General features: G+C 61.8%; 22 protein-coding genes and 3 tRNA genes. 21 read left to right on the top strand and 4 right to left on the bottom strand.

Features of this window, described 5'->3' with window-relative positions:
- The first annotated feature begins 85 nt into the window (after positions 1 to 85).
- The 18 genes from accD (at position 86) to ABIE16_RS11755 (ending at position 16,783) form a co-directional block, all read left to right on the top strand.
- Entirely contained in the window at positions 86 to 1,006 is a 921-nt protein-coding gene (gene accD, locus ABIE16_RS11840) for an acetyl-CoA carboxylase, carboxyltransferase subunit beta (RefSeq protein WP_008047319.1), read from the top strand.
- Positions 1,003 to 2,310, top strand: coding sequence for a bifunctional tetrahydrofolate synthase/dihydrofolate synthase (gene folC, locus ABIE16_RS11835; protein WP_090454226.1), 1,308 nt, complete (start codon positions 1,003 to 1,005; stop codon positions 2,308 to 2,310). Before accD ends, folC begins: the two co-directional genes overlap by 4 nt.
- Positions 2,294 to 2,962 (top strand): SPOR domain-containing protein, encoded by a 669-nt coding sequence (locus ABIE16_RS11830; RefSeq protein WP_057715569.1) that lies wholly within the window; start codon positions 2,294 to 2,296, stop codon positions 2,960 to 2,962. Before folC ends, ABIE16_RS11830 begins: the two co-directional genes overlap by 17 nt.
- 98 nt (positions 2,963 to 3,060) lie before the next feature.
- The gene (locus ABIE16_RS11825; RefSeq protein WP_007975669.1) at positions 3,061 to 3,621 is read left to right on the top strand and encodes a CvpA family protein; all 561 of its coding nucleotides are present in this window, start codon (positions 3,061 to 3,063) and stop codon (positions 3,619 to 3,621) included.
- A gap of 41 nt (positions 3,622 to 3,662) precedes the next feature.
- Positions 3,663 to 5,168 (top strand): amidophosphoribosyltransferase, encoded by a 1,506-nt coding sequence (gene purF / locus ABIE16_RS11820; RefSeq protein ID WP_095943671.1) that lies wholly within the window; start codon positions 3,663 to 3,665, stop codon positions 5,166 to 5,168.
- 81 nt (positions 5,169 to 5,249) lie between these two features.
- A complete protein-coding gene (locus ABIE16_RS11815) occupies positions 5,250 to 6,461 on the top strand; it encodes an O-succinylhomoserine sulfhydrylase (protein ID WP_057715568.1) in 1,212 nt (403 codons plus the stop codon).
- The gene (locus ABIE16_RS11810; protein WP_057715567.1) at positions 6,458 to 7,234 is read left to right on the top strand and encodes an SDR family oxidoreductase; all 777 of its coding nucleotides are present in this window, start codon (positions 6,458 to 6,460) and stop codon (positions 7,232 to 7,234) included. The genes ABIE16_RS11815 and ABIE16_RS11810 overlap by 4 nt, the downstream gene beginning before the upstream one ends.
- Positions 7,235 to 7,452: 218 nt before the next feature.
- Positions 7,453 to 7,528: transfer RNA gene (locus ABIE16_RS11805), tRNA-Val, on the top strand.
- A gap of 53 nt (positions 7,529 to 7,581) precedes the next feature.
- A tRNA-Asp gene (locus ABIE16_RS11800) sits at positions 7,582 to 7,658 on the top strand.
- Between the two features lie 105 nt (positions 7,659 to 7,763).
- Positions 7,764 to 7,840: transfer RNA gene (locus tag ABIE16_RS11795), tRNA-Asp, on the top strand.
- A 379-nt stretch (positions 7,841 to 8,219) separates the two neighbouring features.
- The gene (locus tag ABIE16_RS11790; protein WP_218496564.1) at positions 8,220 to 8,729 is read left to right on the top strand and encodes a sigma-70 family RNA polymerase sigma factor; all 510 of its coding nucleotides are present in this window, start codon (positions 8,220 to 8,222) and stop codon (positions 8,727 to 8,729) included.
- Positions 8,726 to 9,676: a FecR domain-containing protein gene (locus ABIE16_RS11785; protein ID WP_429521217.1), complete on the top strand. Its 951-nt coding sequence runs from the start codon at positions 8,726 to 8,728 to the stop codon at positions 9,674 to 9,676. Before ABIE16_RS11790 ends, ABIE16_RS11785 begins: the two co-directional genes overlap by 4 nt.
- A 67-nt stretch (positions 9,677 to 9,743) precedes the next feature.
- Positions 9,744 to 12,167: a TonB-dependent receptor gene (locus ABIE16_RS11780; protein ID WP_218496561.1), complete on the top strand. Its 2,424-nt coding sequence runs from the start codon at positions 9,744 to 9,746 to the stop codon at positions 12,165 to 12,167.
- 78 nt (positions 12,168 to 12,245) lie between these two features.
- The gene (locus ABIE16_RS11775) at positions 12,246 to 13,190 is read left to right on the top strand and encodes an ABC transporter substrate-binding protein (protein ID WP_429521216.1); all 945 of its coding nucleotides are present in this window, start codon (positions 12,246 to 12,248) and stop codon (positions 13,188 to 13,190) included.
- Positions 13,187 to 14,176: a FecCD family ABC transporter permease gene (locus tag ABIE16_RS11770; protein WP_429521215.1), complete on the top strand. Its 990-nt coding sequence runs from the start codon at positions 13,187 to 13,189 to the stop codon at positions 14,174 to 14,176. Before ABIE16_RS11775 ends, ABIE16_RS11770 begins: the two co-directional genes overlap by 4 nt.
- Positions 14,169 to 15,200 carry a FecCD family ABC transporter permease gene (locus ABIE16_RS11765; protein WP_429521214.1) on the top strand — a complete coding sequence of 344 codons (1,032 nt, stop codon included), beginning with the start codon at positions 14,169 to 14,171 and terminating at the stop codon, positions 15,198 to 15,200. The genes ABIE16_RS11770 and ABIE16_RS11765 overlap by 8 nt, the downstream gene beginning before the upstream one ends.
- Positions 15,201 to 15,212: 12 nt before the next feature.
- Positions 15,213 to 16,004, top strand: coding sequence for an ABC transporter ATP-binding protein (locus tag ABIE16_RS11760; RefSeq protein ID WP_218496556.1), 792 nt, complete (start codon positions 15,213 to 15,215; stop codon positions 16,002 to 16,004).
- The gene (locus ABIE16_RS11755) at positions 16,001 to 16,783 is read left to right on the top strand and encodes an IucA/IucC family C-terminal-domain containing protein (RefSeq protein ID WP_429521213.1); all 783 of its coding nucleotides are present in this window, start codon (positions 16,001 to 16,003) and stop codon (positions 16,781 to 16,783) included. The genes ABIE16_RS11760 and ABIE16_RS11755 overlap by 4 nt, the downstream gene beginning before the upstream one ends.
- Positions 16,784 to 16,859: 76 nt before the next feature.
- Here the strand turns inward: ABIE16_RS11755 and aldA are convergent, their stop codons facing one another.
- Genes aldA through ABIE16_RS11735 form a run of 4 tightly spaced genes read right to left on the bottom strand, consistent with a single transcriptional unit; the run spans position 16,860 to position 21,625 of the window.
- Positions 16,860 to 18,293 (bottom strand): aldehyde dehydrogenase, encoded by a 1,434-nt coding sequence (gene aldA / locus ABIE16_RS11750; RefSeq protein WP_429521212.1) that lies wholly within the window; start codon positions 18,291 to 18,293, stop codon positions 16,860 to 16,862.
- Between the two features lie 19 nt (positions 18,294 to 18,312).
- Positions 18,313 to 19,113, bottom strand: coding sequence for an aldolase/citrate lyase family protein (locus ABIE16_RS11745; RefSeq protein WP_429521211.1), 801 nt, complete (start codon positions 19,111 to 19,113; stop codon positions 18,313 to 18,315).
- Positions 19,114 to 19,127: 14 nt separating this feature from the next.
- A complete protein-coding gene (gene rhmD / locus ABIE16_RS11740) occupies positions 19,128 to 20,312 on the bottom strand; it encodes an L-rhamnonate dehydratase (RefSeq protein WP_340314161.1) in 1,185 nt (394 codons plus the stop codon).
- A gap of 17 nt (positions 20,313 to 20,329) precedes the next feature.
- Complete coding sequence (locus ABIE16_RS11735) at positions 20,330 to 21,625, bottom strand: MFS transporter (protein WP_090454238.1); 1,296 nt, start codon at positions 21,623 to 21,625, stop codon at positions 20,330 to 20,332.
- A gap of 125 nt (positions 21,626 to 21,750) precedes the next feature.
- Here ABIE16_RS11735 and ABIE16_RS11730 point away from each other — a divergent pair, with 125 nt between their 5' ends.
- The 3 genes from ABIE16_RS11730 to ABIE16_RS11720 all read left to right on the top strand — a co-directional run bounded on the left by ABIE16_RS11730 (position 21,751) and on the right by ABIE16_RS11720 (position 26,232).
- On the top strand, positions 21,751 to 22,692 hold the full coding sequence (locus ABIE16_RS11730) for a LysR family transcriptional regulator (protein ID WP_057715562.1): 942 nt from the start codon (positions 21,751 to 21,753) through the stop codon (positions 22,690 to 22,692).
- 176 nt (positions 22,693 to 22,868) lie between these two features.
- Complete coding sequence (locus ABIE16_RS11725) at positions 22,869 to 25,700, top strand: xanthine dehydrogenase family protein molybdopterin-binding subunit (RefSeq protein ID WP_429521210.1); 2,832 nt, start codon at positions 22,869 to 22,871, stop codon at positions 25,698 to 25,700.
- The gene (locus ABIE16_RS11720; protein WP_015095868.1) at positions 25,693 to 26,232 is read left to right on the top strand and encodes a (2Fe-2S)-binding protein; all 540 of its coding nucleotides are present in this window, start codon (positions 25,693 to 25,695) and stop codon (positions 26,230 to 26,232) included. Before ABIE16_RS11725 ends, ABIE16_RS11720 begins: the two co-directional genes overlap by 8 nt.
- Positions 26,233 to 26,234 lie beyond the last annotated feature (2 nt).

The raw sequence follows: 26,234 nt of genomic DNA, 5'->3' as shown, positions 1-26,234 counted from the left end.
TCGCCGCACACATGAATTTAGCGCTAGGGCATACACGGGGCCGCGAACCAGAGCGTTCGGGCCGCCGGTACTGGAGAAAGAAAGCATGAGCAACTGGTTAGTAGACAAACTGATCCCTTCGATCATGCGTTCCGAGGTCAAGAAGAGCTCGGTGCCTGAAGGTCTTTGGCACAAATGCCCGTCTTGCGAGGCTGTGCTGTATCGTCCGGAGCTGGAAAAGACCCTGGACGTTTGCCCCAAGTGCAACCATCACATGCGTATCGGCGCCCGCGCCCGTATCGACATCTTCCTCGATGTTGAAGGCCGTGCCGAGCTGGGTGCAGACCTGGAACCGGTTGACCGTCTGAAATTCCGCGACGGCAAGAAGTACAAGGACCGCCTGACCGCTGCACAAAAGCAGACTGGCGAAAAAGACGCACTGGTTTCCATGAGCGGCACTTTGCTGGGCATGCCGGTCGTGGTTTCGGCGTTCGAATTTTCCTTCATGGGCGGTTCGATGGGCGCCATCGTCGGTGAGCGTTTCGTTCGCGCCGCCAACTACGCCCTGGAAAAACGTTGCCCGATGATCTGCTTCGCCGCTTCCGGCGGTGCGCGGATGCAGGAAGCGCTGATTTCCCTGATGCAAATGGCCAAGACCTCCGCGGTGCTGGCCCGTCTGCGTGAAGAAGGCATCCCATTCATCTCCGTGTTGACCGACCCGGTCTACGGCGGCGTTTCCGCGAGTCTGGCGATGCTGGGCGACGTGATTGTCGGCGAGCCGAAGGCGTTGATCGGTTTTGCCGGTCCGCGTGTGATCGAGCAAACCGTGCGCGAGAAACTGCCGGAAGGCTTCCAGCGCAGCGAGTTCCTGCTGGAGCACGGTGCCATCGACATGATCATCGACCGTCAGGAGCTGCGTCCGCGTCTGGGCAACCTGCTGGCGCAAATGATGGGCCTGCCGACGCCGAAGTTCGTTGCTGCCCCTATCGAGCCGATCGTGGTTCCACCGGTACCCGCCAGCCTATGACCCAACGTACCCTTGGCGAATGGCTCGCCTACCTTGAACAGTTGCACCCTTCAGCCATCGACATGGGCCTGGAGCGGTCGCAGCAGGTAGCGTCCCGTATGGGACTGGGCAAGCCGGCACCTCGGGTGATCACGGTCACCGGGACCAACGGCAAGGGTTCCACCTGTGCGTTCGTGGCGTCCTTGCTGCGGGCCCAGGGCTTGAAAGTGGGGGTCTACAACTCCCCACACCTGCTGCGTTACAACGAGCGGGTAACAGTCAATGGCGTCGAAGCCACGGATGCCGAGCTGTGCGAGGCCTTTGCCGCGGTAGAGGCCGGGCGCGGCGACACTTCCCTGACTTACTTCGAAATGGGCACCCTGGCGGCATTCTGGCTGTTCCAGCGCTCCGGGCTCGATGCAGTGGTGCTGGAAGTCGGTCTGGGCGGTCGCCTGGACACGGTCAACGTGGTGGACGCCGACATGGCGCTGGTCACCAGTATCGGTGTCGATCATGCGGATTACCTCGGTGATACCCGGGAGTCCGTGGCCTTCGAGAAGGCCGGTATTTTCCGTCAGGGCGCGCCTGCGCTCTGCGGCGATCTGAATCCTCCACAACCTCTGCTGGACAAGGCGCGCGAGCTTAATTGCCCGTTTTTCCTGCGTGGGCGCGATTTTGACCTCGGTGTGACCGATCACAACTGGCAATGGCGCGGTGTCGATGGGCAAGGGCGCGTGGTGGAGCTGCGCGACCTGCCACTGCTCGATCTACCGATGGAAAATGCCGCGCTGGCGTTGCAGGCTTACCTGCTGCTCGGCTTGCCTTGGGCGGATGCGCAGATTATCGAGGCGCTACGGGCCACCCGGGTGGTCGGTCGCCTGGATCGCCGTGAGTTCGAGTGGCAAGGCAAGCGCTTGAATCTATTGCTGGATGTGGGGCATAACCCCCATGCGGCGGAGTATCTGGCTCGTCGCCTGGCCAGCCGCCCGCCGGTCGGCAAGCGTCTGGCGGTGTTCGGGTTGCTGGCGGACAAAGACCTGGGTGGTGTTGTCGGTGAATTGAATGCTAGTGTCCAGCACTGGGCTGTCGCACCTCTGGATTCGCCTCGGGCGCGTTCGGTTGCGGATTTGCACGCCGCGTTGCAAGGTCTTGGTGCGTCGGTCACGTCATACGACAGTGTCGCGGCCGCCCTGGAAGGGCAGTGCGCGCAGGCCACGAGCGACGACGAAATCCTGTTGTTCGGATCATTTTATTGTGTCGCCGAGGCCCTTGAGTGGCTGGCCCGGCGCTCCACGGAGGAAGCGGCAAATGGCATTGCTGGATAAGGCATACAAACAGCGCATGGTTGGCGCCCTGGTGTTGGTCGCGCTGGCGGTGATTTTTCTGCCGATGCTGTTTTCCCGCCAGGACGAACAGCGCCAGGTGACGGTCGAAGCGCCCGCGGCTCCGCAGGCGCCGGCGATGCCCCAGGTACAGGTCGAGCCCGTGGCGGTGCCTGAGCCGCAAGCCCTGCCTCAGGAACCTGTGCCGAGCGATGACGAAATCGCCCAGCAGGAATCGGCGGTGCCAGCTGTTCCGGTGGCTCCAGCGCCTGCGGTTCCAGCGCCAGCAGCCAAGCCGGCTGCACCCGCGCCGGTCCCGGCTTTGGCGGCTAAGCCTGCAACGGCGCCTGCCCAGCCGATCACCGCAGCACCGGGCAAGCCGGACACCACGCAAAGCCGTGTCGATGCCAATGGTTTGTCTGTCAGCTGGTCGGTGCAACTGGCCAGCCTGTCGAACCGTGAAAGCGCGGAAAAACTTCAGAAAACCCTGCGCAGCCAGGGTTACAACGCCTACATCCGTACCGCCGACGGCAAAAACCGGGTGTTTGTCGGGCCGCTGATCGAGCGTGCCGAAGCCGACCGGCTGCGTGACTTGCTCAACCGCCAGCAGAACCTCAAGGGGTTTGTGGTGCGCTTTCAACCGGAACGTGGCTAAAACTATCGCCCCGATATGAAATGCACTGACAATCGCAGCTTACCGATAAGCATGGGCTCTGCTAAAATGCGCCGCCTTATCCGTCTGTAGGCTGCACTGTGCCATTTACCTGGGTTGACTGGGCGATCGTTGCAATCGTCGCCATCTCCGCATTGATCAGTCTGAGCCGCGGCTTCGTCAAGGAAGCACTGTCGCTGTTGACCTGGATCATCGCAGGAGTCGTAGCCTGGATGTTCGGTGGCTCACTGTCCGAGTACCTCGGCGGGTACATTCAAACGCCATCGGCACGTATAATAACGGGCTGTGCCATCATGTTTGTCGCCACTTTAATCGTAGGCGCAATGATCAATTATCTTATCGGCGAACTGGTTCGCGTCACCGGGCTCTCCGGGACCGACCGATTCCTCGGCATGGCCTTCGGCGCCGCGCGTGGCGGGTTGCTGGTGGTTATCGCCGTCGGGCTGTTGAGCCTGGGGCCGGTACAGCAGGACGGGTGGTGGAAAGAGTCACAGCTCGTGCCAAAATTTCTATTGGTTGCAGACTGGTCCAAGAACCTGATCCTCGGGTGGAGCAGTCAGTGGCTTGCCAGCGGAATCAGCGTACCCGCTGATATTCCGTTCAAGGAGCAACTCTTGCCGATGGCCAAAACGCCTCAGTGAGTAGTGCTCAGTTCAGATCCATTAAGTAGGGGTTGCGTCGCATGTGTGGCATCGTCGGTATCGTCGGTAAGTCGAACGTCAATCAGGCGCTGTATGACGCGCTAACCGTCCTCCAGCACCGCGGCCAGGACGCTGCCGGTATCGTGACCAGCCATGATGGCCGGTTATTCCTGCGCAAGGACAACGGCCTGGTGCGTGACGTGTTCCAGCAACGTCACATGCAGCGCCTGGTCGGTCACATGGGTATTGGCCATGTGCGTTATCCAACCGCGGGCAGCTCGACGTCGGCTGAAGCTCAACCGTTTTACGTCAACTCGCCTTACGGCATCACCCTGGCGCACAACGGTAACCTGACCAATGTTGAACAACTGGCCAAGGAGATTTACGAATCTGACCTGCGCCATGTCAACACCAGTTCCGATTCGGAAGTACTGCTCAACGTGTTCGCGCACGAACTGGCCCAGCGCGGCAAGTTGCAGCCGACCGAAGAAGACGTTTTCGCGGCCGTCACCGACGTGCACAACCGTTGCGTCGGTGGTTATGCCGTCGTAGCGATGATCACCGGCTACGGCATCGTGGGCTTTCGCGACCCGCACGGCATCCGCCCGATCGTTTTCGGCCAGCGTCACACCGACGAAGGCGTCGAGTACATGATCGCCTCGGAAAGCGTTTCCCTGGACGTGCTCGGCTTCACCCTGATTCGCGACCTGGCACCGGGCGAAGCGGTCTACATCACTGAAGAGGGCAAGCTGTACACCCGTCAGTGCGCGACCAACCCGTCCCTGACCCCGTGCATCTTCGAACACGTCTACCTGGCGCGTCCGGACTCGATCATCGACGGCGTCTCGGTCTACAAGGCCCGTCTGCGCATGGGCGAGAAACTCGCCGAGAAGATCCAGCGCGAGCGTCCGGATCACGACATCGACGTGGTCATCCCGATTCCGGACACCAGCCGCACCGCGGCCCTGGAGCTGGCGAACCACCTGGGCGTGAAGTTCCGCGAAGGCTTCGTGAAGAACCGCTACATCGGTCGGACCTTCATCATGCCGGGCCAGGCCGCGCGGAAAAAATCCGTACGCCAGAAGCTCAACGCCATCGAGCTGGAATTCCGCGGCAAGAACGTGATGCTGGTGGACGATTCCATCGTTCGCGGTACCACTTGCAAGCAGATCATCCAGATGGCCCGCGAAGCCGGCGCCAAGAACGTTTACTTCTGCTCCGCGGCGCCAGCGGTTCGCTACCCGAACGTCTACGGCATCGACATGCCGAGCGCTCACGAGCTGATCGCCCACAACCGTTCGACCCAGGACGTGGCAGACCTGATCGGCGCCGACTGGCTGATCTATCAGGACTTGCCTGACTTGATCGAAGCGGTCGGGGGCGGCAAGATCAAGATCGACAAGTTCGATTGCGCGGTGTTCGACGGCCAGTACGTCACCGGCGACGTCGACGAGGCTTATCTGAACAAGATCGAGCAGGCACGCAACGATGCCTCCAAGGTCAAGACGCAGGCAGTCAGTGCGATCATCGATCTGTACAACAACTGAGTAACTACCGGCCCTGAGGGGCCGGTTTTGTATCTGGCAAAAAGACTTTTATCTATCAAGAGCAAGGCAAGGAGTGACAGCATGAGTCAGGATTGGGATGCCGGTCGGCTGGACAGCGACCTCGAAGGCGTAGCGTTCGATACCCTGGCCGTACGTGCCGGTCAGCACCGTACGCCGGAAGGTGAACACGGTGATCCGATGTTCTTCACTTCCAGCTATGTATTCCGTACCGCCGCCGATGCCGCCGCGCGTTTTGCCGGCGAAGTGCCGGGCAACGTCTACTCGCGCTACACCAACCCGACTGTGCGTGCCTTTGAGGAGCGCATTGCCGCGCTGGAAAGCGCCGAGCAGGCCGTGGCCACCGCGACCGGCATGGCCGCGATCATGGCGGTGGTGATGAGCCTGTGCAGCGCCGGCGATCACGTGCTGGTGTCGCGCAGCGTATTTGGCTCGACCATCAGCCTGTTCGAGAAGTACTTCAAGCGTTTCGGTATCGAAGTCGATTACGTGCCCTTGGCGGACTTGTCCGGCTGGGACGCGGCAATCAAGGCCAACACCAAATTGCTGTTCGTCGAATCGCCGTCCAACCCGCTGGCCGAGTTGGTGGACATTGCCGAACTGGCGAAAATCGCTCACGCCAAAGGCGCGATGCTGGTGGTCGATAACTGCTTCTGCACCCCGGCGCTGCAACAGCCGCTGAAAATGGGCGCGGACATCGTCGTGCACTCGGCCACCAAATTCATCGACGGCCAGGGTCGTTGCATGGGCGGTGTCGTGGCCGGTCGCGGCGAGCAGATGAAAGAGGTGGTTGGTTTCTTGCGCACCGCCGGGCCGACCCTGAGCCCGTTCAACGCCTGGATCTTCCTCAAGGGCCTGGAAACTTTGAACCTGCGGATGAAGGCCCATTGCGCCAACGCCCAACAACTGGCCGAGTGGCTGGAGCAGCAGGACGGTATCGAGAAAGTCCATTACGCCGGCCTCAAGAGCCATCCGCAGCACGAACTGGCGCTGCGCCAGCAGAAGGGGTTCGGTGCGGTCGTCAGTTTTGAGGTCAAGGGCGGCAAAGAGGGCGCCTGGCGCTTTATCGACGCCACGCGCCTGATTTCGATCACCGCCAACCTGGGTGACAGCAAAACCACCATCACCCATCCGAGCACCACCTCCCATGGTCGCCTGGCGCCGCAAGAGCGTGAAGCGGCGGGCATTCGTGACAGCCTGATCCGCGTTGCGGTCGGCCTGGAAGACGTGGCGGACCTGCAAGCCGATCTGGCACGCGGCCTGGCTGCGTTGTGATCGAGTTGTCTGCGCCGGCCACCGGCTCAAATGGCCGCGTAGCGCTGGTGACCGGTGCTGCGCGGGGTATTGGCCTGGGGATTTCGGCCTGGCTGATCAGCGAAGGCTGGCAAGTCGTGCTGACGGATCTGGACCGTGAGCGCGGTTCGAAAGTGGCGAAAGTGCTGGGCGACAACGCCTGGTTCATCGCCATGGATGTCTCCAACGAGGGGCAAGTCGCGCTGGGCGTAGCCGAGGTGCTCGGTCAGTTCGGGCGCCTGGATGCGCTGGTATGCAATGCAGCGGTTGCCGATCCGCACAACATCACCCTGGAAAGCCTCGATCTGGCTCACTGGAATCGGGTGTTGGCGGTGAACCTCAGTGGGCCGATGTTGCTGGCCAAGCACTGTGCACCGTATCTGCGCGCTCACAGCGGCGCCATCGTCAATCTGGCCTCGACCCGCGCCGGGCAGTCGGAGCCCGACACGGAGGCCTATGCGGCGAGCAAGGGCGGATTGTTGGCCCTGACGCATGCGTTGGCCATCAGCCTTGGCCCGGAGATCCGGGTCAATGCCGTCAGTCCTGGCTGGATCGATGCGCGCGACCCCTCGGTGCAACGTGCCGAACCCTTGACCGAGGCCGATCATGCCCAGCATCCGGCGGGCAGGGTGGGGAAGGTCGAGGATGTCGCGGCGATGGTGGCCTGGCTGCTGTCGAGGAATGCCGGGTTTGTCACCGGCCAGGAATTCGTGGTCGATGGCGGCATGACCAAGAAGATGATTTACAGCGAGTAAGCTCCGGGATTGATGTTGAATGTGCTGCTTTCGCGAGCAAGTCGAATCGTCGCACCGCCGCTCCCACATTTGGAATGCATTCCCCTGTGGGAGCGGGCTTGCTCGCGAAAGCGCACTTGCTGCACATACATAATTTTGTCTTTTTCAGAAAAACTTCAATCCTGCTATTGACTTAGGTTCGCTACCTGCGTAAATTTCGCGGCCTCGGAGATGCAAACGGGTGATTAGCTCAGCTGGGAGAGCGTCTGCCTTACAAGCAGAATGTCGGCGGTTCGATCCCGTCATCACCCACCACTTCCGAGATACTTGCGAAAGCAAGAGGTAGGCTGAAATGCCTCCACCGACGCGCAGCGGTAGTTCAGTCGGTTAGAATACCGGCCTGTCACGCCGGGGGTCGCGGGTTCGAGTCCCGTCCGCTGCGCCATATTTTCCGAGTCAGGCATGCCTTGATTCGAGATTGAAAGAGAGATTGAAAAGTCTCGGAGCTTTCAATCAGACAAGTTACTTGAGCGTCAGCTCAAAGCGATACGCAGCGGTAGTTCAGTCGGTTAGAATACCGGCCTGTCACGCCGGGGGTCGCGGGTTCGAGTCCCGTCCGCTGCGCCATATCTGCCCCGAGGCCCACTGAACGCCTTGGAGCTACGAAGAAGCCACTGGTTACTTCGAGTCGATAGCAAAGACCCTGGTCGAAAGACCGGGGTTTTTTGTTTCTGCGATTTGGCTTTTTCTACTTCCTCACGACCCTCACGGTTTCGCATCCGCCGACCACGCGCGGATGGCCAGTGAATTCCGTTGTCTCTTGAAAACTCCCCCTCAATAATCCGCAGCCTCGATAAGCCGGCGTCGCGCGGCCGAAATATCGGCCTGTCATCCAATTATTCAAGCATTTACCGGGTGCGAATCGCACAAAGGGCTTGGTTTGACCTCTCAACACTAATTAGAATGAGTCGCATTTAAAATATTTCTTCGCGCAGGGTTTCTTTAGATGAGTGATGCAGCGATGCCGCCGGAGCAAACCTTCCACGACCTGTACCGCGATCACCGGAGCTGGCTCGAAGGATGGTTGAGACGACGCATGGGCAATGGCAGCGACGCGGCGGATCTGAGCCAGGATACCTTTGTTCGTTTGCTCGCCAGCTCTCAGCGCATCGCCGACCTGCAAGAGCCTCGCGCCTACCTGGCGACAGTCGGCAAGCGGCTGCTGGCCAACTTCTACAAGCGCCGCAGCCTGGAGCAAGCCTATCTCGATGCATTGGCGTTGCTGCCCGAGGACTGCGTGCCGTCCCCCGAGCAACGCTGGATCCTGCTGGAAACCCTGCAAGCCCTGGACGAATTGCTCGATGGATTACCGGGCCCGGTACGCCGGGCGTTTCTCTTGAGTCAGCTGGAAGGCCTGGGCTATCAAGAGATTGCCGAGCGACTGCAAGTATCGGAACGCACGATCAAGCGCTACATGGCTCAAGCCTACGAACATTGCCTGCTGGTGGACATGTGAACGGTTCGGCACCTTCGGCTCAGGCCCGGCAAGTCGTGCGGGTCGCCGCGCAGTGGCTGGCCCTCATGGAGTCCGGCTGCGCTAATGAGCAGGACCGGGCGCAGCTGCAGAGCTGGCGCGATAGTCATTCCAGTCACGAGCAAGCCTGGCAGAAAGCGCAACTCTTGCGCCAACGCTTTGCCGACTTGCCATCGGCCCTTGCCATGGCCAGTCTGGACCGGCCACAAGCCAGTAGACGTACGGTACTCAAACGCGCTGTCGGGGCGGTGGCTTTGCTGCCGACCGCTTGGCTGATCAGTCGACAGTTGCCTCTGGACGCCTGGAGTGCCGACCTGCGGACCGCCACCGGGGAAAGCAAAAAAGTCCGGTTGGCCGATGGCAGCTCTGTGCAATTGAATACTGCCAGTGCCGTCGATATCGACCTGAAGCACCGGCGCCTGACCCTCGTGGAAGGCGAAATTGCACTGAATGTGCCCGGGGCCTCGCCGCTGACGATTTTCACGCGCTTCGGGCAGGTGGTCGTCAGTCAGGGCGAGGTGTGTGTTCGTCAGGGGCAGGCGGGTTGCAAAGTGTCAGTGCTCAACGGCGCGGTGCAGTTGCAGCCTCTGCGCGGGCCGGTCTTTTCGTTGCGCGGCGGTCAGCAGGTCGGCCTTCAAGCGGCGGGTGCCGGTGCCGTGGAGCCATTCGACGTGCTGGCCCCAGGCTGGCGTGACGGTGTGTTGATGGCGCAGAACCAGCCCCTGGGGGATTTTCTGCGTGAACTCGGCACCTATCGTCCGGGTGTATTGCGTTGGGCGCCAGAGCTGGAATCGCTGCGCATCACCGGCAGTTTCCGCCTTGAAGACACCGATCGCGTTCTGGCTCTGTTGGCGGCCAGCCTGCCACTGGAAGTGCATTCGCGTACGCGTTATTGGGTAACGCTGGTACCGCGAAAAAATAGTGTTTAAAGCGTGTCCCCTTTTTTCGTGCCGCTTGTCTTTCAAGGTAAGTGAAACGAAATCAGAGAGATTCACAATGCCCGCAGTGATGTCTTGCAGTATGCGTCCGGCTCCATCCAGGTTGCGCCCGTTGTTGCACTTGAGTCTGTTGTTGAGCCTGAGTGCCTGTCCATTGTTCATCACTGCCGGTTGGGCCGAAGACGCGCCGCGCCGCAGCTATCAGGTGCCAGCCGGTAGCCTCGACGCTGCGCTGACCCGTTTCGCGGGGCTGGCAGGGGTCAATCTGTCAGTGGACCCGGCACTGGTGAGCGGGCGCACCAGCCCCGGTCTTTCCGGCGACTTCGCGGTGGAGGAGGGCTTCGCCCAACTGCTACAGGGTTCCGGTCTGCAACTGCTGCCGGTGGGCGAACAGGCGTACATGCTGACCCCGGCGCCAACAGGCAGCACCCTGCAACTGGGCGCTACCTCCATTTATGCGACGGCGGACACGGCGCACGGTGATCCGTATGTCGGCGGGCAGGTCGCACGCCGTGGATCGCAAGGCTTGCTGGGCTCGAAAGACTTCATGGAGACGCCGTTCAGCGAGACCACCTACACCAGTGAGTTGGTGAAAAACCTGCAGGCGCGTACCTTGGGCGACCTCGTCGCCAGCGATCCCTCGGTTCGCGCCACCAACCCGGCGGGTGGGCGGTATGAGCAGTTCACCATTCGCGGAATGAGCCTGTTCAACAGTGATGTCTCCTACAACGGTCTCTACGGTATCCTGCCGACTTACACCATTGATATGGAGATGGCCGACCGCGTCGACATCCTCAAAGGCCCGAGCCAGCTCATCAATGGCATCTCGCCGCGGGGCAGCGTGGGTGGCGGGATCAATGTGGTGCCCAAGCGCGCCACCGACGTGCCCATTACGTCGTTTACCGGCAACTATGCTTCCGATAGCCAGGTCGGCGGGGCCGTGGACATCGGTCGGCGCTTTGGTGAGGGGGACATGTTCGGTGTTCGTTTCAACGGCGTGAAGCAGTCCGGCGACACCGAATGGGATCACCAGAGCGTTGACCGCGAGATGGCGGTGCTGGGCCTGGATTTTCGCGGTGAACGCCTGCGGCTCTCGACCGACGTCGGACATAACGAGCGTGACACCGACGCCCCGCAGGAACGCGTGCAGGTGGGCGCCAACGCCCAGGTTCCCCATGCCAGCGATGTTCGCCACAACTATGCGCAGCCGTGGAGCAAGGCGCGGACCAAGGACACCTTCGGTACGGTGACCGGCGAGTACGATGTCAGCGATTCCGTCATGGTGTACGCCGGTGCGGGCGCGCGTAAAAGTAATCATGACTTCCTCCGGCACGCCGTAGCGGTCACCAACAACGCGGGTAATTTCAGCGTTCTGCCACGTGACTTCACCCGAGACGAAAATGTCCGCACGGCCAACGTCGGGGTGCGAAACTGGTTCCATACCGGTCCGGTGAGCCATGAAATCAACCTGGCGGCCAGCTATTTCTACATGGACTTCGAAAACGGCGGCGCCCGTTACGCCGCCGCCCCGAGCAACATCTACAACCCGGTGCAAACACCGACACCCATTACCCCCACGCGACTCGATTCCGAGGTGTATACCGAGAACCGCTCCAGCAGCGTGGCGTTGTCCGACACATTGGGTTTCTTCGACGATCGGGTACTGCTGACCCTCGGCGCCCGCTGGCAGCGAGTTCAGGTCGACGACTGGACGGATAATGTCAAAGGCGACACGGCCTACGATGAGGAAAAGGTTTCGCCATCGGGCGGCATCCTGTTCAAGGCCACCGATAAGCTCTCGTTGTATGCCAACTACATGGAAGGCTTGAGCCAGGGCAAGATCGCGCCGTCGACCTCGGTGAACGAAGACGAGATCTTCCCGCCGTTCATCAGTCGGCAGGTCGAGGTCGGCGCCAAATATGATGCGGGTGCATTCGCCATCACCACCGCGGTGTTCCGGATCAAGCAGCCGGCCTATGAAACCAACGCCACGACGCGGGTTTTCGGCCCGAACGGCAAACGTGAAAACAAGGGTGTGGAAGTCAGTGTGTTCGGTGAGCCACTCAAAGGTTTCCGCCTGCTCGGCGGCGTCATGTACATCGACAGCGAGCTGACCAATACCACCAAGGGCACTTTTGACGGCAACCGCGCTCCCGCCACGCCTGAATACAACGTCAACCTGGGTGCCGAGTGGGACGTGCCGAATGTACAAGGCCTGACCCTGACCAGCCGCGGCATCTATTCCAGCTCGCAGTATCTGGACCAGTCCAATAACAAGGAAATCGATGCCTGGACGCGTTTCGACGTGGGCGCGCGCTACGCCTTCAAGGTCGAGGAAAAGAACATCACCCTGCGGGCCAATGTCGAGAACGTGGCTGACAAGCGTTACTGGAGTTCTGCCGGGGCCTCGGATGACAGCGAGCCTGGATTGACGCTCGCGACTCCACGAACCTACCTCCTTTCGGCAACCGTCGACTTCTGAATCGATTCAACCGTGCGTTGCGCCACAGGGAAGGGCGCTGCCGAGTTGTGTCATGCATCGATTGCAGAGGACAAGAGCATGCCCAGCCTCACTTACCCGCTCAAGAACGAACAGGTCAACACGCCCTCCAGGCGCACGCTGCTGCGCCTTTCCCTGGGCGTGCTTGCGCTGAGGTATACCCCATCGGCGTGGGCTCGGGCCGACGCCGCGCCGCTGCGGGTGATCACCCTGTTTCAGGGTGCCACGGACAGCGCCGTAGCGTTGGGCATTACACCGTGCGGCATCGTCGATTCCTGGAGTGAAAAGCCCACCTATCGCTATCTGCGCTCGGCGCTGGAGCCGGTGCCCCATGTCGGGCTGGAAACCCAGCCGAGCCTTGAGGACATCGCGCTGCTCAAGCCGGACGTGATCGTCGCCTCGCGCTTTCGTCATGAGCGCATCGCACCCTTGCTCAAGCAGATCGCCCCGGTGGTGATGCTGGAGGAGGTGTTCGAATTCAAAAAGACCCTGACGTTGATGGGCCTGGCCCTGCACCGCCAGCAGCGGGCCGACGAGGTGTTGGCCCGATGGCAGTTGCGCACGGCACAACTGCGCCAGCAACTGCAGCACAAGTTTGCCGGGCGCTGGCCGCCGACGGTGTCGATTCTGGATGTCCGCGAAGACCATATCCGCAGTTATTTGCCGGCCAGTTTTCCAGGTTCGGTAGTCACTGAACTGGGGTTCGGCTGGAGTGAGGCCAGTCGGGCGGCGAGCGGGGTATCGATCAAACTCACCAGCAAGGAAAGTCTGGCGGTGGTCAATGCCGACATTTTCTTTGTCTTCTTGCGTGCGGAGAAACCGGCAGTGCAACGAAATTATGAAAGCCTGGTGCGGCATCCGCTGTGGCAGCAAATGCGAGCGCCGCAACAGGGGCAGGTGTGGCGGGTCGACGGAGTGGCCTGGAGCCTGTCGGGCGGGATGCTCGGTGCGAACCTGATGCTCGATGACGTTGCGCGGCTGGTCACGGCGGACCTGGCCGGATGAGCAATGGTTTGAAACTGTGCTGTGCCGGGGTCGTGTTGATCCTCAGCAGTGTGCTGAGCCTGGCAGTCGGAGCGACCTGGATTCCGCTTTCGCAAATTGCCGCAGCCTTCGTGCACCCCGACCCGCTGAGCGTCAGCCATGTGCTGGTGACCACCACACGCCTGTCGCGCACCTTGATGGCGATGGCCGTGGGCGCGAGCCTGGCCGTGGCGGGGGCCTTGATGCAGGCACTGACGCGCAATCCGCTGGCGTCCCCCGGTTTGTTCGGGATCAATGCCGGCGCGACCTTTTTTATCATCCTGTGTTCCTCGTTGTTTTCTCTGTCATCCCCGGATGCCTGGTTGTGGTGTGCGTTCATCGGCGCGGCCGTGGCCGGCAGCCTGGTGTGGCTGATCGGCAACATGGGGCAGGGCAGTCTCAGCCCGTTGCGCATTGTGTTGGCGGGAGCGGCGATGGCGGCGTTGTTCTCCGCATTTAGCCAGGCGTTGCTGGTGGTCAATCAGGATGGCCTGGATACGGTGCTGTTCTGGCTGGCGGGCTCGTTGACCGAGCGCAGCCTGTCGGTTGCCGCGCCACTGCTGATGTGTGGCGTACTCGGATTGTTCGGCGCGATGTTGCTGGCGGGGCAGGTCAACGTGCTTAACGCCGGCGAGGAGATCGCCACCGGTTTGGGTCAGCGAACCGGTTTGATCCGGCTGCTGATGAGCGTGCTGGTGGTCTGTCTGGCGGGCAGTGCCGTGGCACTGGCCGGCAGCATCGGGTTTATCGGTTTGCTGGTGCCGCACATGGTGCGCAAGGGCTTGTCCATCGATTATCGCTGGTTGCTGCCGGGGAGTGCGCTACTCGGCGCGATTGTCCTGCTGCTGTCCGATACCTTGTCGCGAGTGTTGATCCTGCCGCAGGAGGTGCCTGTGGGTGTAATGACGGCGTTGTTCGGCGCACCGTTTTTCATTCTGCTGGCCCGGCGCGGAGGTCGTTATGGATAAGGTCCTGACCTGGCGCCGCAGCGTGTTTTCCCGGCGGATCAATGTCGCCACGTTGTGGCGCTTGCTGGCAGCCCTGATGGTGACGGCGCTGATCATGCTCGCCTCGCTGTCGCTGGGCAAAGTCATGCTGTCGCCATTGCAGGTGCTGCGCATTTTGCTGTCGAGCCAGGACTCCAGCCTGACGTTCATCGTCGAGCAACTGCGCTTTCCGCGCATGCTGCTGGCGGCGCTGGTGGGGGCGGCGTTGTCGGTGTCGGGGCTGATTCTGCAAAGCATCATCCGCAACCCGCTGGCGTCACCTGACCTGCTGGGTATCACCAGCGGCGCCAGTGCGGCGGCAGTGCTGTATCTGTCGTTTTTTTCTGTCGCACTGGGCCAACAGTATCTGCCGCTGGCGGCGATGCTCGGTGCCGGACTGGCGGCATTGGCGATCTATCTGCTGGCCTGGAAACAGGGGGCCTCACCGCTGCGCCTGGTGTTGATCGGGGTCGGCATCAGCGCGATGTTGACCGCCGCGACCACCTTCATTCTGGTCTTCAGTCCGCTGACCACGACCCTGTCGGCTTATGTCTGGCTGACCGGCAGCGTGTATGGCGCCAGTTGGCCGGAACCGCTGGCGCTGGGGCGCTGGTTGTTGGGTATTTGCCCGCTGCTGGTGCTGCTGGCCCGGCAGGTGATGGTGCAACAACTGGATGACTCTCTGGCCCAAGGCATCGGCGTGCGCGTGCAGTGGCTGCGCGCCGGCTTGTTGCTGGTGAGCGTGGCATTGGCCGGTGCGGCGATTGCCTGGGGCGGGGCGATTGCGTTTGTCGGGCTGATTGCGCCGCACATTGCCAAACGTCTGGTGACCCCGGGTTTCGGTGGTCAGGCGGTGATGGCGGCGTTGGTCGGGGCAAATCTTGTGGTGCTGGCCGACCTCGCCGGGCGTGTACTGTTTTTGCCGCTGGATCTGCCGGCCGGGATTTTTGTCGCCGTGCTGGGCACACCCTTTTTTCTCTATTTGTTGATCAAACAGCGTCATTAAGGAATTCAACGTATGACGTCGATTGCAAGTCGCGGCCTGACCCTGAGTTATCAGCGCCAGGTGATTATTGACGCGCTGGACATGCAACTGCCCCAGGGCAGGATTTCGGTATTGATCGGCAGCAACGGCTGCGGCAAAAGCACCTTGCTCAAATCTTTCGCCCGACTGCTCAAACCGCAGCAGGGCTCGGTGATTCTCAACGGTGTGGATATCCAGCAAAAGTCCACGGCCGCCGTGGCTCGGGAGTTGGCCATTTTGCCCCAGACCCCCAGCGCGCCGGAGGGCATCACCGTCAGGCAGTTGGTGGCGCTGGGGCGTTATCCGTATCAGAGCTGGATGCAACAGTGGTCGGCGCAAGACGAAGCCATGGTCAACCGCGCGCTGGCGCAAACCAGTCTGCAGACACTGGCGGACCGACCGGTGGACGCGCTGTCCGGCGGGCAACGCCAGCGCGCGTGGATCGCCATGACCCTGGCCCAGGACACCGGTATCGTGCTGCTTGACGAACCCACCACCTTTCTCGACCTGGCGCACCAGATCGAGGTGCTGGACCTGCTGCGCGACCTCAACCGGCTCGAAAACAAAACCATCATCATGGTGCTGCACGACCTCAACCTGGCCTGTCGTTACGCCGACCACATGGTGGCGGTGCACAACCGGACGGCCTTCGCCCAGGGGCGGCCCGACGAGGTGTTGACCGAGACCCTGGTCAAAACCGTGTTCGACCTCAATTGCCGGATCATTCCCGATCCGTTCTTTGGAACGCCGCTGTGCATACCGTTTGGCCGGGAGTTGCCGCAATGAGCCTGGCCTGTCATTTCACGGTGTCGGAGTGGGCGCTGTTGTCCGGCGGCTTGCGGCTCAAGGAAGGCAACGAGCGCGACCCGTTGCGTTCGCTGATGGCCCGGGACTTGTTGCAGGAAGACGTGTGCGAGCAACTGCTGGATGCGCTGGGCCCGGTGATCGGCTCGCCGACCCGGGCGATCACGGCCTCGCTGCTGGGCAAGCGCCTGTCGTTTCTGGCGACCGGCGCCTGCCTGTACGCGATGTCGGTGTACGACAAAGGGCTGCAAATGTCCCTGGATAACACGGTGATCGAATACGGTCACGATGAGGGGGTGTGGACGTCTTCGATGCCGCTGATACACGGTCGGCCACTGACTTATGGGGAGGGTGAACGCGAGGCCTGGCGAGAAACGCTCGTGCAGGCGCTGTTTGCCGGGATGCTGAAACCGTTGTGGCTAACCTTCAATCGCGTTACTGGCGTCTCCCGCCGCATCCTCTGGGAAAACACCGCCGTGCGCGTGTATTCGCTGTATGAAAAACGCATGGCAAAAATCGACGACCCTTCTGTGCGCGAGCGCTACGAAGCGGATTTCAATTGGTTGCTGACCCAAGCCGAGCCTGCGCTGTTCGGCCTCGATTACAACCCGCTGAGCCATTTCCGCCGACCGCCGACGCTGGTGGAGGATGGGCAGCGCAGCATTCGCTTTCGCCGAACCTGTTGCTTTTATTACCTGGCCACCGAACCCGCTGAGTACTGTTCAACCTGCCCATTGCTGCGTCCGGGGAAATGCCGATGAGATGCCCATTTCAGGAGGATGGGGCAGGCGCCTAAGCGATGGCATAGGCGCGTACCCTTCACAGAAAGTGCGAGGCTCAGCCTTGCAGATAGACCGCGTGGGTGTGGGTGTATTCGTACAGCCCATGCTTGCCATCCGCGCCGCCGATGCCGGACTTGCGCACGCCGGCATGGAAGCCTTGCATGGCTTCGAAATTCTCGCGATTGACGTAGGTTTCGCCAAAATCCAGTTCACGCATGGCCTGCATGGTTTTGCTCAGGTCGCGGGTGTAGATCGATGAAGTCAGGCCATAGTCGCAGTCATTGGCCAGGGCGATGGCTTCGTCCAGGTCGTCGATTATCTGGATTGGCAGCACCGGCCCGAAAATCTCTTCGCGCATGATCTCCATGTCGGCGCGGCAACCGGCAAGTACCGTGGGCTGGAAGTGGAAGCCATTGGGCAGGTCGGCCATCCGCCCGCCGCTGATCAGGCTTGCGCCCTGGCTCAGCGCGGTGCGGACTTTGCGGTTGACGCTTTCCAGCCCCTGGCGGTTGATCAGTGGGCCCATCTCGACGTCGGGCTGGGCAATCGGGTCGCCATAACGGGTCGCGCTCATGGCCGCTGCGATGCGTTCGATAAATTGATCCGCCACCTTGCGTTCGACGTACACCCGCTCGGCACAGTTGCACACCTGCCCGCTGTTTATGATGCGCGAATCGCGGATCGCCCTGACCGCCAGGTCGAGGTCCGCATCCGCCAGCACAATGGCCGGTGCCTTGCCGCCCAGTTCCAGGTTGAGCTTGGTGATGTTCGGTGCGGCGGCAGCCATGATCCGCGAGCCGGTGTCGACGCTGCCGGTGAAGCTGATCATGTCCACGCCCTTGTGCGAGCTCAAGGCGGCGCCGACCTGGCCGTCACCGCAGACCACGTTGAACACGCCGGGCGGCAGGTCGGTTTCGGCGACCAGTCGGGCAAATTCGAAGCAGTTGTTCGGGGTTTCTTCGCTTGGCTTGATGACAATGGTGTTGCCGGTCAGCAGGGCCGGGGCCATCTTGCGAGCGATCAGAAAGAACGGGAAATTCCACGGCAGGATCCCGGCCACCACGCCCAGTGGTTTGCGGAACAGGAAGATGTTTTCGTTCTGGCGGTCGCTGGTGATGATTTCACCTTCTATGCGCCGGGCCCATTCGGCCATGTAGTCGAGGTAGTCGGCGGTGAAATTGACTTCGACTTCCGCCAGCCCGCTGATTTTGCCTTGTTCCAGAGTGATGGTGCGCGCCAGGTGCGCGACGTTTTCCCGCAGTTTGGCAGCGATCCGGCGCAAGTAACCGGCGCGATCATTGGCCGGTTTGCGCGCCCAGCCTTTCTGGGCGGCACGGGCGGCGGCGAGGGCGCGTTCGACGTCCTCGGCGGTCGAGGCCGGGACTTTCGACAGCACGGCGCCGGTGGCCGGGTTGATCACATCGAGGTGGGCAGCGCTGGCCACGAACTGGCCGTCGATGAAGTTTTCGTAAACAGGCACGGATGACATGGTGCGACTCCTTGGCAGATCAGTAAGTGCGTGACGGCGCTTGAGTGGCAGCGGGTTCGCGGTAGCGGGCGAGGGTGGCCATGGCGCCTTGGCGCAGCAGGCTGATGTCGATGGCCACTGCAATGAACTGGCAGCCCCAGCGCTGGTAGCGGCGGGCGTCTTCTTCGTTGGGGGCGAGGATGCCGCAGGCCTTGCCGGCTGCCAGTGTGGCGTTCACGGCGTATTGAATCCGCTCCTGGACTTCCGGATGGCCGGGGTTGCCGGCGTGGCCCAGGCCGATCGACAAATCCGCCGGGCCGATAAACACCGCATCCACACCCTCGACGGCGGCAATCGCTGCGACGTTTTCCACACCGGTGCGCGATTCCACCTGCACGATCAGGCACAGTTGTTCGTGGGCGGTATTCAGGTAGTCCGGCACGCCGTCCCAGCGGGTGGCGCGGGTCAGGCCGCCGCCGACACCGCGAATGCCGTGGGGCGGGTAGCGCATGGCGCGCACCAGTGCCTGTGCCTGCTCGGCGGTTTCGACCATCGGGATCATCAGCGTCTGTGCGCCGATGTCCAGCAGTTGCTTGATCAGGTTGGCATCGCCATTCACTGCGCGCACCACTGGCGCGGTCGAGTAAGGCGCCACGGCCTGCAATTGAGCGAGTACCCCGGGCACGGTGTTGGGCGCGTGCTCGCCATCGATCAGCATCCAGTCGTAACCGGTGGTGGCGACGATCTCGGCGGCGTAGCCGGTGGCGAACCCGGCCCAGATGCCATATTGGGTCGCTGTGCTGTTCAGCGCGGCCTTGAACGCGTTGTGCGGCATGTTCATGTCGAACTCCTTTCTCAGCGGTTATACGGCCGATGCAGTTGGCATTCGGGGTTGAGGGTCACGCCGAAACCTGGCTGGTCGAGCGCGGACAGGCGCATGCGGCCATTGACCGGCACCGGTTCGCCGAGCAATTGCGGGTGGAACATCGGCACCACTTCGTCGGCCTTCGGTGCCATCATCAGGAACTCGGCGAAGGGGCTGTTATGCCTGGTGGCGACAAAGTGGTAGCTGTACACCGAAGAGCCGTGAGGGATGACCAGCGCGTTGTGGGCATCGGCCAGGGCCGAGATCTTCACCAGTTCAGTGAGGCCGCCGCACCAGCCGACATCCGGCTGGATGATGTCGCAGCAGCCCATCTCCAACAGCATGCGGAAACCCCAGCGCGTGGCTTCGTGTTCGCCGGTGGTCACCAGCATGCCTTTGGGCACGTTGTTGCGCAGGGCCGCGTAGCCCCAGTAGTCGTCCGGCGGCAGGGCTTCTTCGATCCATTTCAAGCCGTATTCGTGGGCGCCAACCGCCAGTTTGGTGGCGTAGTTGAGGTCCAGGCTCATCCAGCAATCGAGCATCAGCCAGAAGTCCGGGCCGACACGCTCGCGCATGGTCGCCAGTTCTTCGAGGTTCTTGCGCAGGCCTTCTTCACCTTCGGCGGGGCCGTGGTGCAGCGGCATCTTGCCGCCGATGAAACCCATTTTCTGCGCCAGGTCCGGACGGGCGCCGGTGGCGTAGAACTGCAACTCGTCGCGCACCGCACCGCCGAGCAACTGATGCACGGGCTCCTGGCGGATCTTGCCGAGCAAGTCCCACAGCGCCAGGTCGACGCCGGAGATAGTGTTGATGACGATGCCTTTACGCCCGTAATACAGGGTCGACTGGTACATCTGGTCCCAGATTTTTTCGATGTCGGTGACCCGGGCGCCTTCAAGGAAGCGTGCCAGGTGCTTTTCGACAATGTAGGCGGCAGGCTCGCCGCCAGTGGTCACGGCAAAACCGACGGTGCCGTCGCTGGCTTCGATTTCCACCACCAGGGTGCCGAGTACGTTGATGCCGAAGGTGCGGCGGCTCTGACGGTACTCGGGGTATTTGCTCATCGGCGTGGCAATGTGATCGTCGATCCAGTGGCCGTCGGCCTGGTCGTGATAATCCGCGCCGCCGCCTCGCAGAGTGAAAGCGCGGACGTGTTTGATGGTTGGAATGCCCATGGTGTGACTCCTCAGGTTTAAACGGTGGCCGGTTTGTTCGAGGCTTTATGGCCGGGCGCGCGTATGCCCAGCACCAGCAACGCGGCGATGACGGTGGTAGCGGCCAGCACGTACAAGCCTGCTGCCGGTGAGTGGAAGGCGCCCTCGGCCCAGTTCTTCAGCACCGGGGCGATGAAGCCACCGAGAGCGCCGAACGAGTTGATCAGGGCGATCCCGGCCGCAGCGGCGCTACCGGCGAGGTAGCTGGAGGGGAAGGTCCAGAACACCGGTTGCACGGCGATGAAGCCGGAGGCGGCAAAGCACAGGGCGATGATCCCCAGCAGCGGGTTGCTGAAGGTCACCGAGCAGGCGATCCCGGCGGCAGCCATGAGCAAGGTCAGGCACGCGGTGCGGCGGCGTTCGCCGGTGCGGTCGCTGTAGCCGGGAATCAGGTAGGCGGCGATCAATGCGCAGATCCAGGGGATCGCTGTCACCAGGCCGACCATCAGCCCGACCTTGGTCCCCAGCAGCCCTCCGACCTGGCTCGGCAGATAAAACACCACGCCATAGACGCTGGCCTGGATCAGCAGGTAAATCAGGCACAGGTACAGCACCGAGGGTTGGCAGATCACGTTGAGCAGGCTGCGGCCGTGATTCTGTTTATGGCTGTCTTCCTGATCGAGCAGGCTTTGCACTTGCTGGCGTTCTTCGACAGTCAGCCACTTGGCATCGGCCGGGCGATTGTCCAGATACCAGTAGGCCCAGATGCCCACAGCCGTCGCCATCAGGCCTTCAACGGCAAACAGCCATTGCCAGCCGTGGAAGCCGGCGAAGCCGTCCAGCTCCAGCAGCAGGCCAGACAGCGGGCTGCCAAAGATGAAGGCCAGCGGTGCACCGAAATAGAAGAAACCCATGGCCTTGCCGCGCACGGCGCTGGGGAACCAGTAGGTGAGGTAGAGGATCACGCCGGGGAAGAAGCCGGCTTCGGCCACGCCCAGCAGAAAGCGCAGGATGTAGAAGCTGGTTTCTGTGTGGGCGAAGACCATGGCGGCGGAGACCAGCCCCCAGGTGACCATGATCCGGCACATCCACAGGCGGGCGCCGACGCGGTGCAGGATCAGGTTGCTCGGCACTTCAAGCAACGCGTAACCCACGAAAAATACCCCGGCGCCGAAGGCGAAGGCGGCATCGCTGATATTGGTGTCGGCTTGAAAGGCTTGTTTGGCGAACCCGACGTTGGCGCGGTCGAGGAAGGCCATGATGTACATCAGCAGGAGAAACGGGAGTAGCCGCCAGGAAATTTTGGCGAGCAGAGGCGCGGGTAGAGTCTTCATCGCAGTTTTCCTTTGGTAGGGCATTTGTTCTTATGGGGAAGACTGTACGGCCGCTGATCGATGCGTTACAAATCGAATCTAGCTCACAACTGATACCTTCAGGGTATCGATAAAAAAGGCCCGTCATGACCACGCCGATCATCTCCCGCAGCCTGCTCAATCGCCTGCGTTACAAGCATCTGCACATGTTGGTGACGCTCAGCAGCAGCCAGAACCTGCACCGCGCTTCGCAAAGCCTGAACATGTCGCAACCGGCGGCAACCCGCATGCTCCATGAGATTGAAGACATGTTCGGCTGCGATCTGTTCGAACGCCTGCCGCGGGGGATGCGCCCGACAGCGTTGGGCCAGGAGCTGATTCGCTTTGCCGAGTCGGCCCTCAGTGGCCTCGACCGTTGTGCCGAGGATCTGATGGCGCGGCAGCTGGGCGGCTACGGCTATCTGTCGATCGGTACCATCATGGGCGCGGCGCCGGGCCTGGTGATGGATTCCATTGCTGAAATCAAGTCGCTCAATCCGCAGCTGCGGATCCGCATCATGGGCGACACCAGCGACCAGGTGATCCAGTTGCTGGAACAGGGTCGCATCGACCTTGCCATCGCCCGGCGCAATGCCGCCACCGACAGTGAGCATTACGTCTTCGAGCAACTGGGTAACGAACGCTTGCTGGTGGTGGTGCACGCCGGCCACCCGCTGGCGCGACGCAAAAAACTGGAGATGGCGGAGCTGGTCAGCGGTTGGCCGTGGATCCTGCAACCGGAAACCAGTCCGGCGCGCATCGGTCTGGATCAGGCGTTGCAGCGCCTGGCGTTGCCGTTGCCGGCAGACATCATCGAATGCAGTTCGGTGTACTCCATGCAGCAACTGATTCAGCTGACCGACGCGATCATGGTCCTGTCGGAAACCGCATTGCGCGACTATCTTAAAATGGGCCTGGTGGTGGCGCTGCCGGTGGAACTGGATGTGCAGATGGCGCCCTTCGGGTTGTTGTTGCGCAAGGGCGAGCACATCAGCCGGGAGTTGGGGTTGTTCATCGATCTGCTGCGACGAAAAGCCGCGGTTTTTTGATTTCTTGGTCAGTTTTTAGTTTTCCGCGAAGGCATAAGCCTATAAACTTAACCTTTCGGTCAGCTTTGCACTGTCAACAACAGCCCTTTGCATCGTCGAAAAGGGCTTCTGCAAGACTCGAGATTTCCAGAACATAACCAGAAGGGCGGACCCCATAACCGCCCAGAGGATGATCCATGTCCAACCGTGATATATCCCGGCGCTCGTTCCTTCAGGGCGGGCTGGTAGCGGGTGTGAGCGTGACGCTCACACCATTGAGCAGCCAGGCGCTGGCCGCCTTGATGGAAAACAGCGTGACCGTGCCGTCCGAGCAGTGGCTCGGCAACAATGGCAAGGCGCGCGCCCGTAACGATGCCTTGTCCAAGGTCTGCGGCAGCAAGGTCTTTGCCCGCGACATCCGCGCCAAGGACATGCCGGGCTGGCCGCAGCAGCAAGGCCACGCCATGCTGCTCAAAACCATCAAGGCCGACCACATCTTTGCAGGCATCGACCTGTCGTGGCTCGGTGCCGAGTTGCAACCGGACCGCATCGTCACCGCCGAAGACCTGGTCAAGGACGGTATCGTGTTCCCTGAGGAACACGCCCCGGATCCGCTGTTGCCGGCCGGCAAGGTGCCGATGTTCATCGGGCACCCGGTGGCGATCCTGATCTGGAACGACTTCGAGCGCTTCCGTCAGGCCAAGAACCAACTCAAATTCAATGACAAGGCGATTCGTTACGGTGCCCAGGTGCCGTTCTACGAAGGCGATCCGTACGGCAGCTTCCGCTACGTGCGCGTCGGCGGCGCGACTTCGGCGGACGAAGACGAATTCGCCAGCCTCAAGGATTCGATTCTGTTCCCGATGCTGAAAAACCGTCGTCCGGTGTGGAACTCCCAGCCGAACCTGCACGGCACCCTGACCGAGCGCGGGCTGTTCTACGCCGAGCGCATGAAGCAGCAGATCGATACGCCGCCGGACAACTGGCTGGTGTTCGACGAACGCTACAAGACCCCGTCGATCGAACCGGCCGCCCTCGAGCCTGACAACGGCAACGGCTGGTACGACCCGGCCACCAAGACCCTGCATTTCGTCGTCGCCACCCAGTGTCCGCTGGAAGCCGCGACCGAAACCGCGAAGATGATCGCGCCGTCGCGTTTTGGCCTGGCCAACCTGAACATGCACCCGGGTTACACCGTCGGTTACGGCTCCAAGGACCACAACATTTTCGTCTACTACGCAGCCCTCGCGGCGTTGTACGGCGCGGGTGTACCGGTACGCCTGGCCAACGACCGCTACGAGCAGTTCCAGAGTGGCATCAAGCGTCACCCGTTCGACATTCGCTACCAATTGGCGGTGGACAAGAACGACCACAGCTTCAAGATTTTCCGCTCCGAGATGAGCGTCGACGGTGGCGGACGAATCAACTACAGCCCATCGGTGGCTGCGGTGGGCGCCACGGCGGCACAGTCGATCTACTACATGCCGCAGAACGATCTGCAGGTCACGGCTTATCACTCCCGCGCCGTTGAAGCCGGGTCGATGCGTGGCTACGGCACCCTGCAAAGCATGGCGGCGACCGAGATGATGGTCGACGAAATCGCCGGTCGCCTCGGTGTCGATGCCATTGAGCTGCGTCGCAAGAACGCACTGCGCTCGGGCATGAAAAACACCCAGGGCGCGATCCCGGCCGGTGCCTTGCGCCTGCACGAGATTCTCGACAAGGCCGCGGTTCACGAAGTCTGGAAAAACCGCGACGCGATCAAGAAACAACGCGAAGCCGCCGATCCGGACAACTGGTACGGGGTGGGTTTCGCCATCTGCCAGAAAGACTTCGGTACCGGTTCCGAAGCGCCGATGGCCAGCATTGAATTCACCGCCGAAGGTCGCATCAGCCTGCGCCACATCGGTATCGAAATCGGCACCGGCATGTCCACCTCCCAGGCCATGGTCGTGGCCGATTTCCTCGGTGTTCCGGCGCACGAAGTGAAGACCGGCGAAACCGAATGGAAAGAGTTGCAGCTGGTCAGTGGCGGCAACCCGTACATCATGAGCCAGGCCGAGCAGGACAACTTCCTGCGCAATCCGCGCTGGGTCGGCAAGGTCGCTTCGGCTTCGTCGGCCACCAACTCGGCGTACTACTTCAGCCACGCGACCCGTGAAGCGGCGCGCGTGCTGTTCAACCACGGCCTGTGGCCGGCGGCTCTGGAAATCTGGCGACAAGGCCCTTACGGCGGTCAGGCCAACCCTTACGTGGTGCGCCGCGAAGACGCCCATTGGGTCGACGGCAAGCTCACGGCCAACGGTATGGAGCCACTGCCTTTCGCCATGCTGGCCAAGCGCGTTCACGAACGTGGCCTGGTGAGCGGCGCCACCGTGCACGGATTCAACCGCTGGAGCTGGGCCGAGGCCGAGTTCAGCATCGACGGCGTGCGTGAGCGCTTGCCGCTCGACGGTCTGGCCGTGAAGTACGGCGACGGTGCACCGAAGGCGAAGAAGGCGCAGATGAACAGCGCCGGTTTCCATCTGCTGGATCGGCAGGGCATCGCCTACCCGGCGACCCAGCTGAACAACGCGGCGGTGACGTACTACAGCCCGGTCGCGACGCTGGTGGAAGTGAAGGTCAACAAGGGTTCGAACGAAGTGTCGGTACTCAACCATCACTCGTGGGTCGAGTGCGGTCGGGTGCTGGTGGAAGAACTGGTCAGGGGCCAGCTCGAAGGCGGGATCGCCATGGGCATCGGCCATGCGCTGATGGAAGAGATGCCGTTGTACGAAGGCGGGCCGGGGGAGGGTGACTGGAACTTCAACCGTTACCGCTTGCCGATGGCGCGTCACGTCGCGGTGTGGAAACAGACCGCGGAAATCCTGCCGCCATTGTCGCCGAGCGACCCGTCCAAGGGCATCGCCGAGGTGGTGATGATCCCGGTGGTCGGTGCCATCGGTAACGCCGTGGCCCATGCCATCGGTAAACGTGTCCGCGACCTGCCTATCACTTCTGCACGCATCAAGGAGGCCCTCAATGGCTAACCGTCCGCTTCAACTGACCCTCAACGGTCAATCCGTCGGCCCGGTGGACATCCCTGATGACCTGCCGATGATCGACTACCTGCACGAATACAAGAACCTCACCGGTTCGCGCCTGGGCTGCGGCCAGGGCATCTGCCACGCCTGCGTGGTGATTGTCGACAACCCGGACGGCACCAGTGAAGAAGTGCGCACTTGCATCACCGGCGCGCACTATTTCGAAGGCAAGAAGGTTCGGACCATCGAAGGCCATGCGACCTGCGACGAGCAGGGCAAGGTCACCGAGCTGAACCCGATCCAGCAGCGCTTCGTCGACGAGTTCGCCTTCCAGTGCAGCTACTGCGCGCCGGGCTTCGTGAATGCCGCGACCGTGCTGGTGGAAAAGCTGCAGCGTCAGCCCATCGTCAAAAGCCAACTGGAAAAAGTCATCGAGGACAGCCTCGGTCATCACATCTGCCGTTGCACCGGGTACGTGCGCTACTACAGCGCCACCCGCAACGTGCTGACCGATCTCGGCCTGGTCAAGGAGGGTTAAGC

This window comes from Pseudomonas sp. 2725 (genome assembly GCF_050434585.1).
Classification (GTDB): Bacteria; Pseudomonadota; Gammaproteobacteria; order Pseudomonadales; family Pseudomonadaceae; genus Aquipseudomonas; species Aquipseudomonas jessenii.
This window is presented reverse-complemented; position numbering and strand designations above follow the sequence as displayed.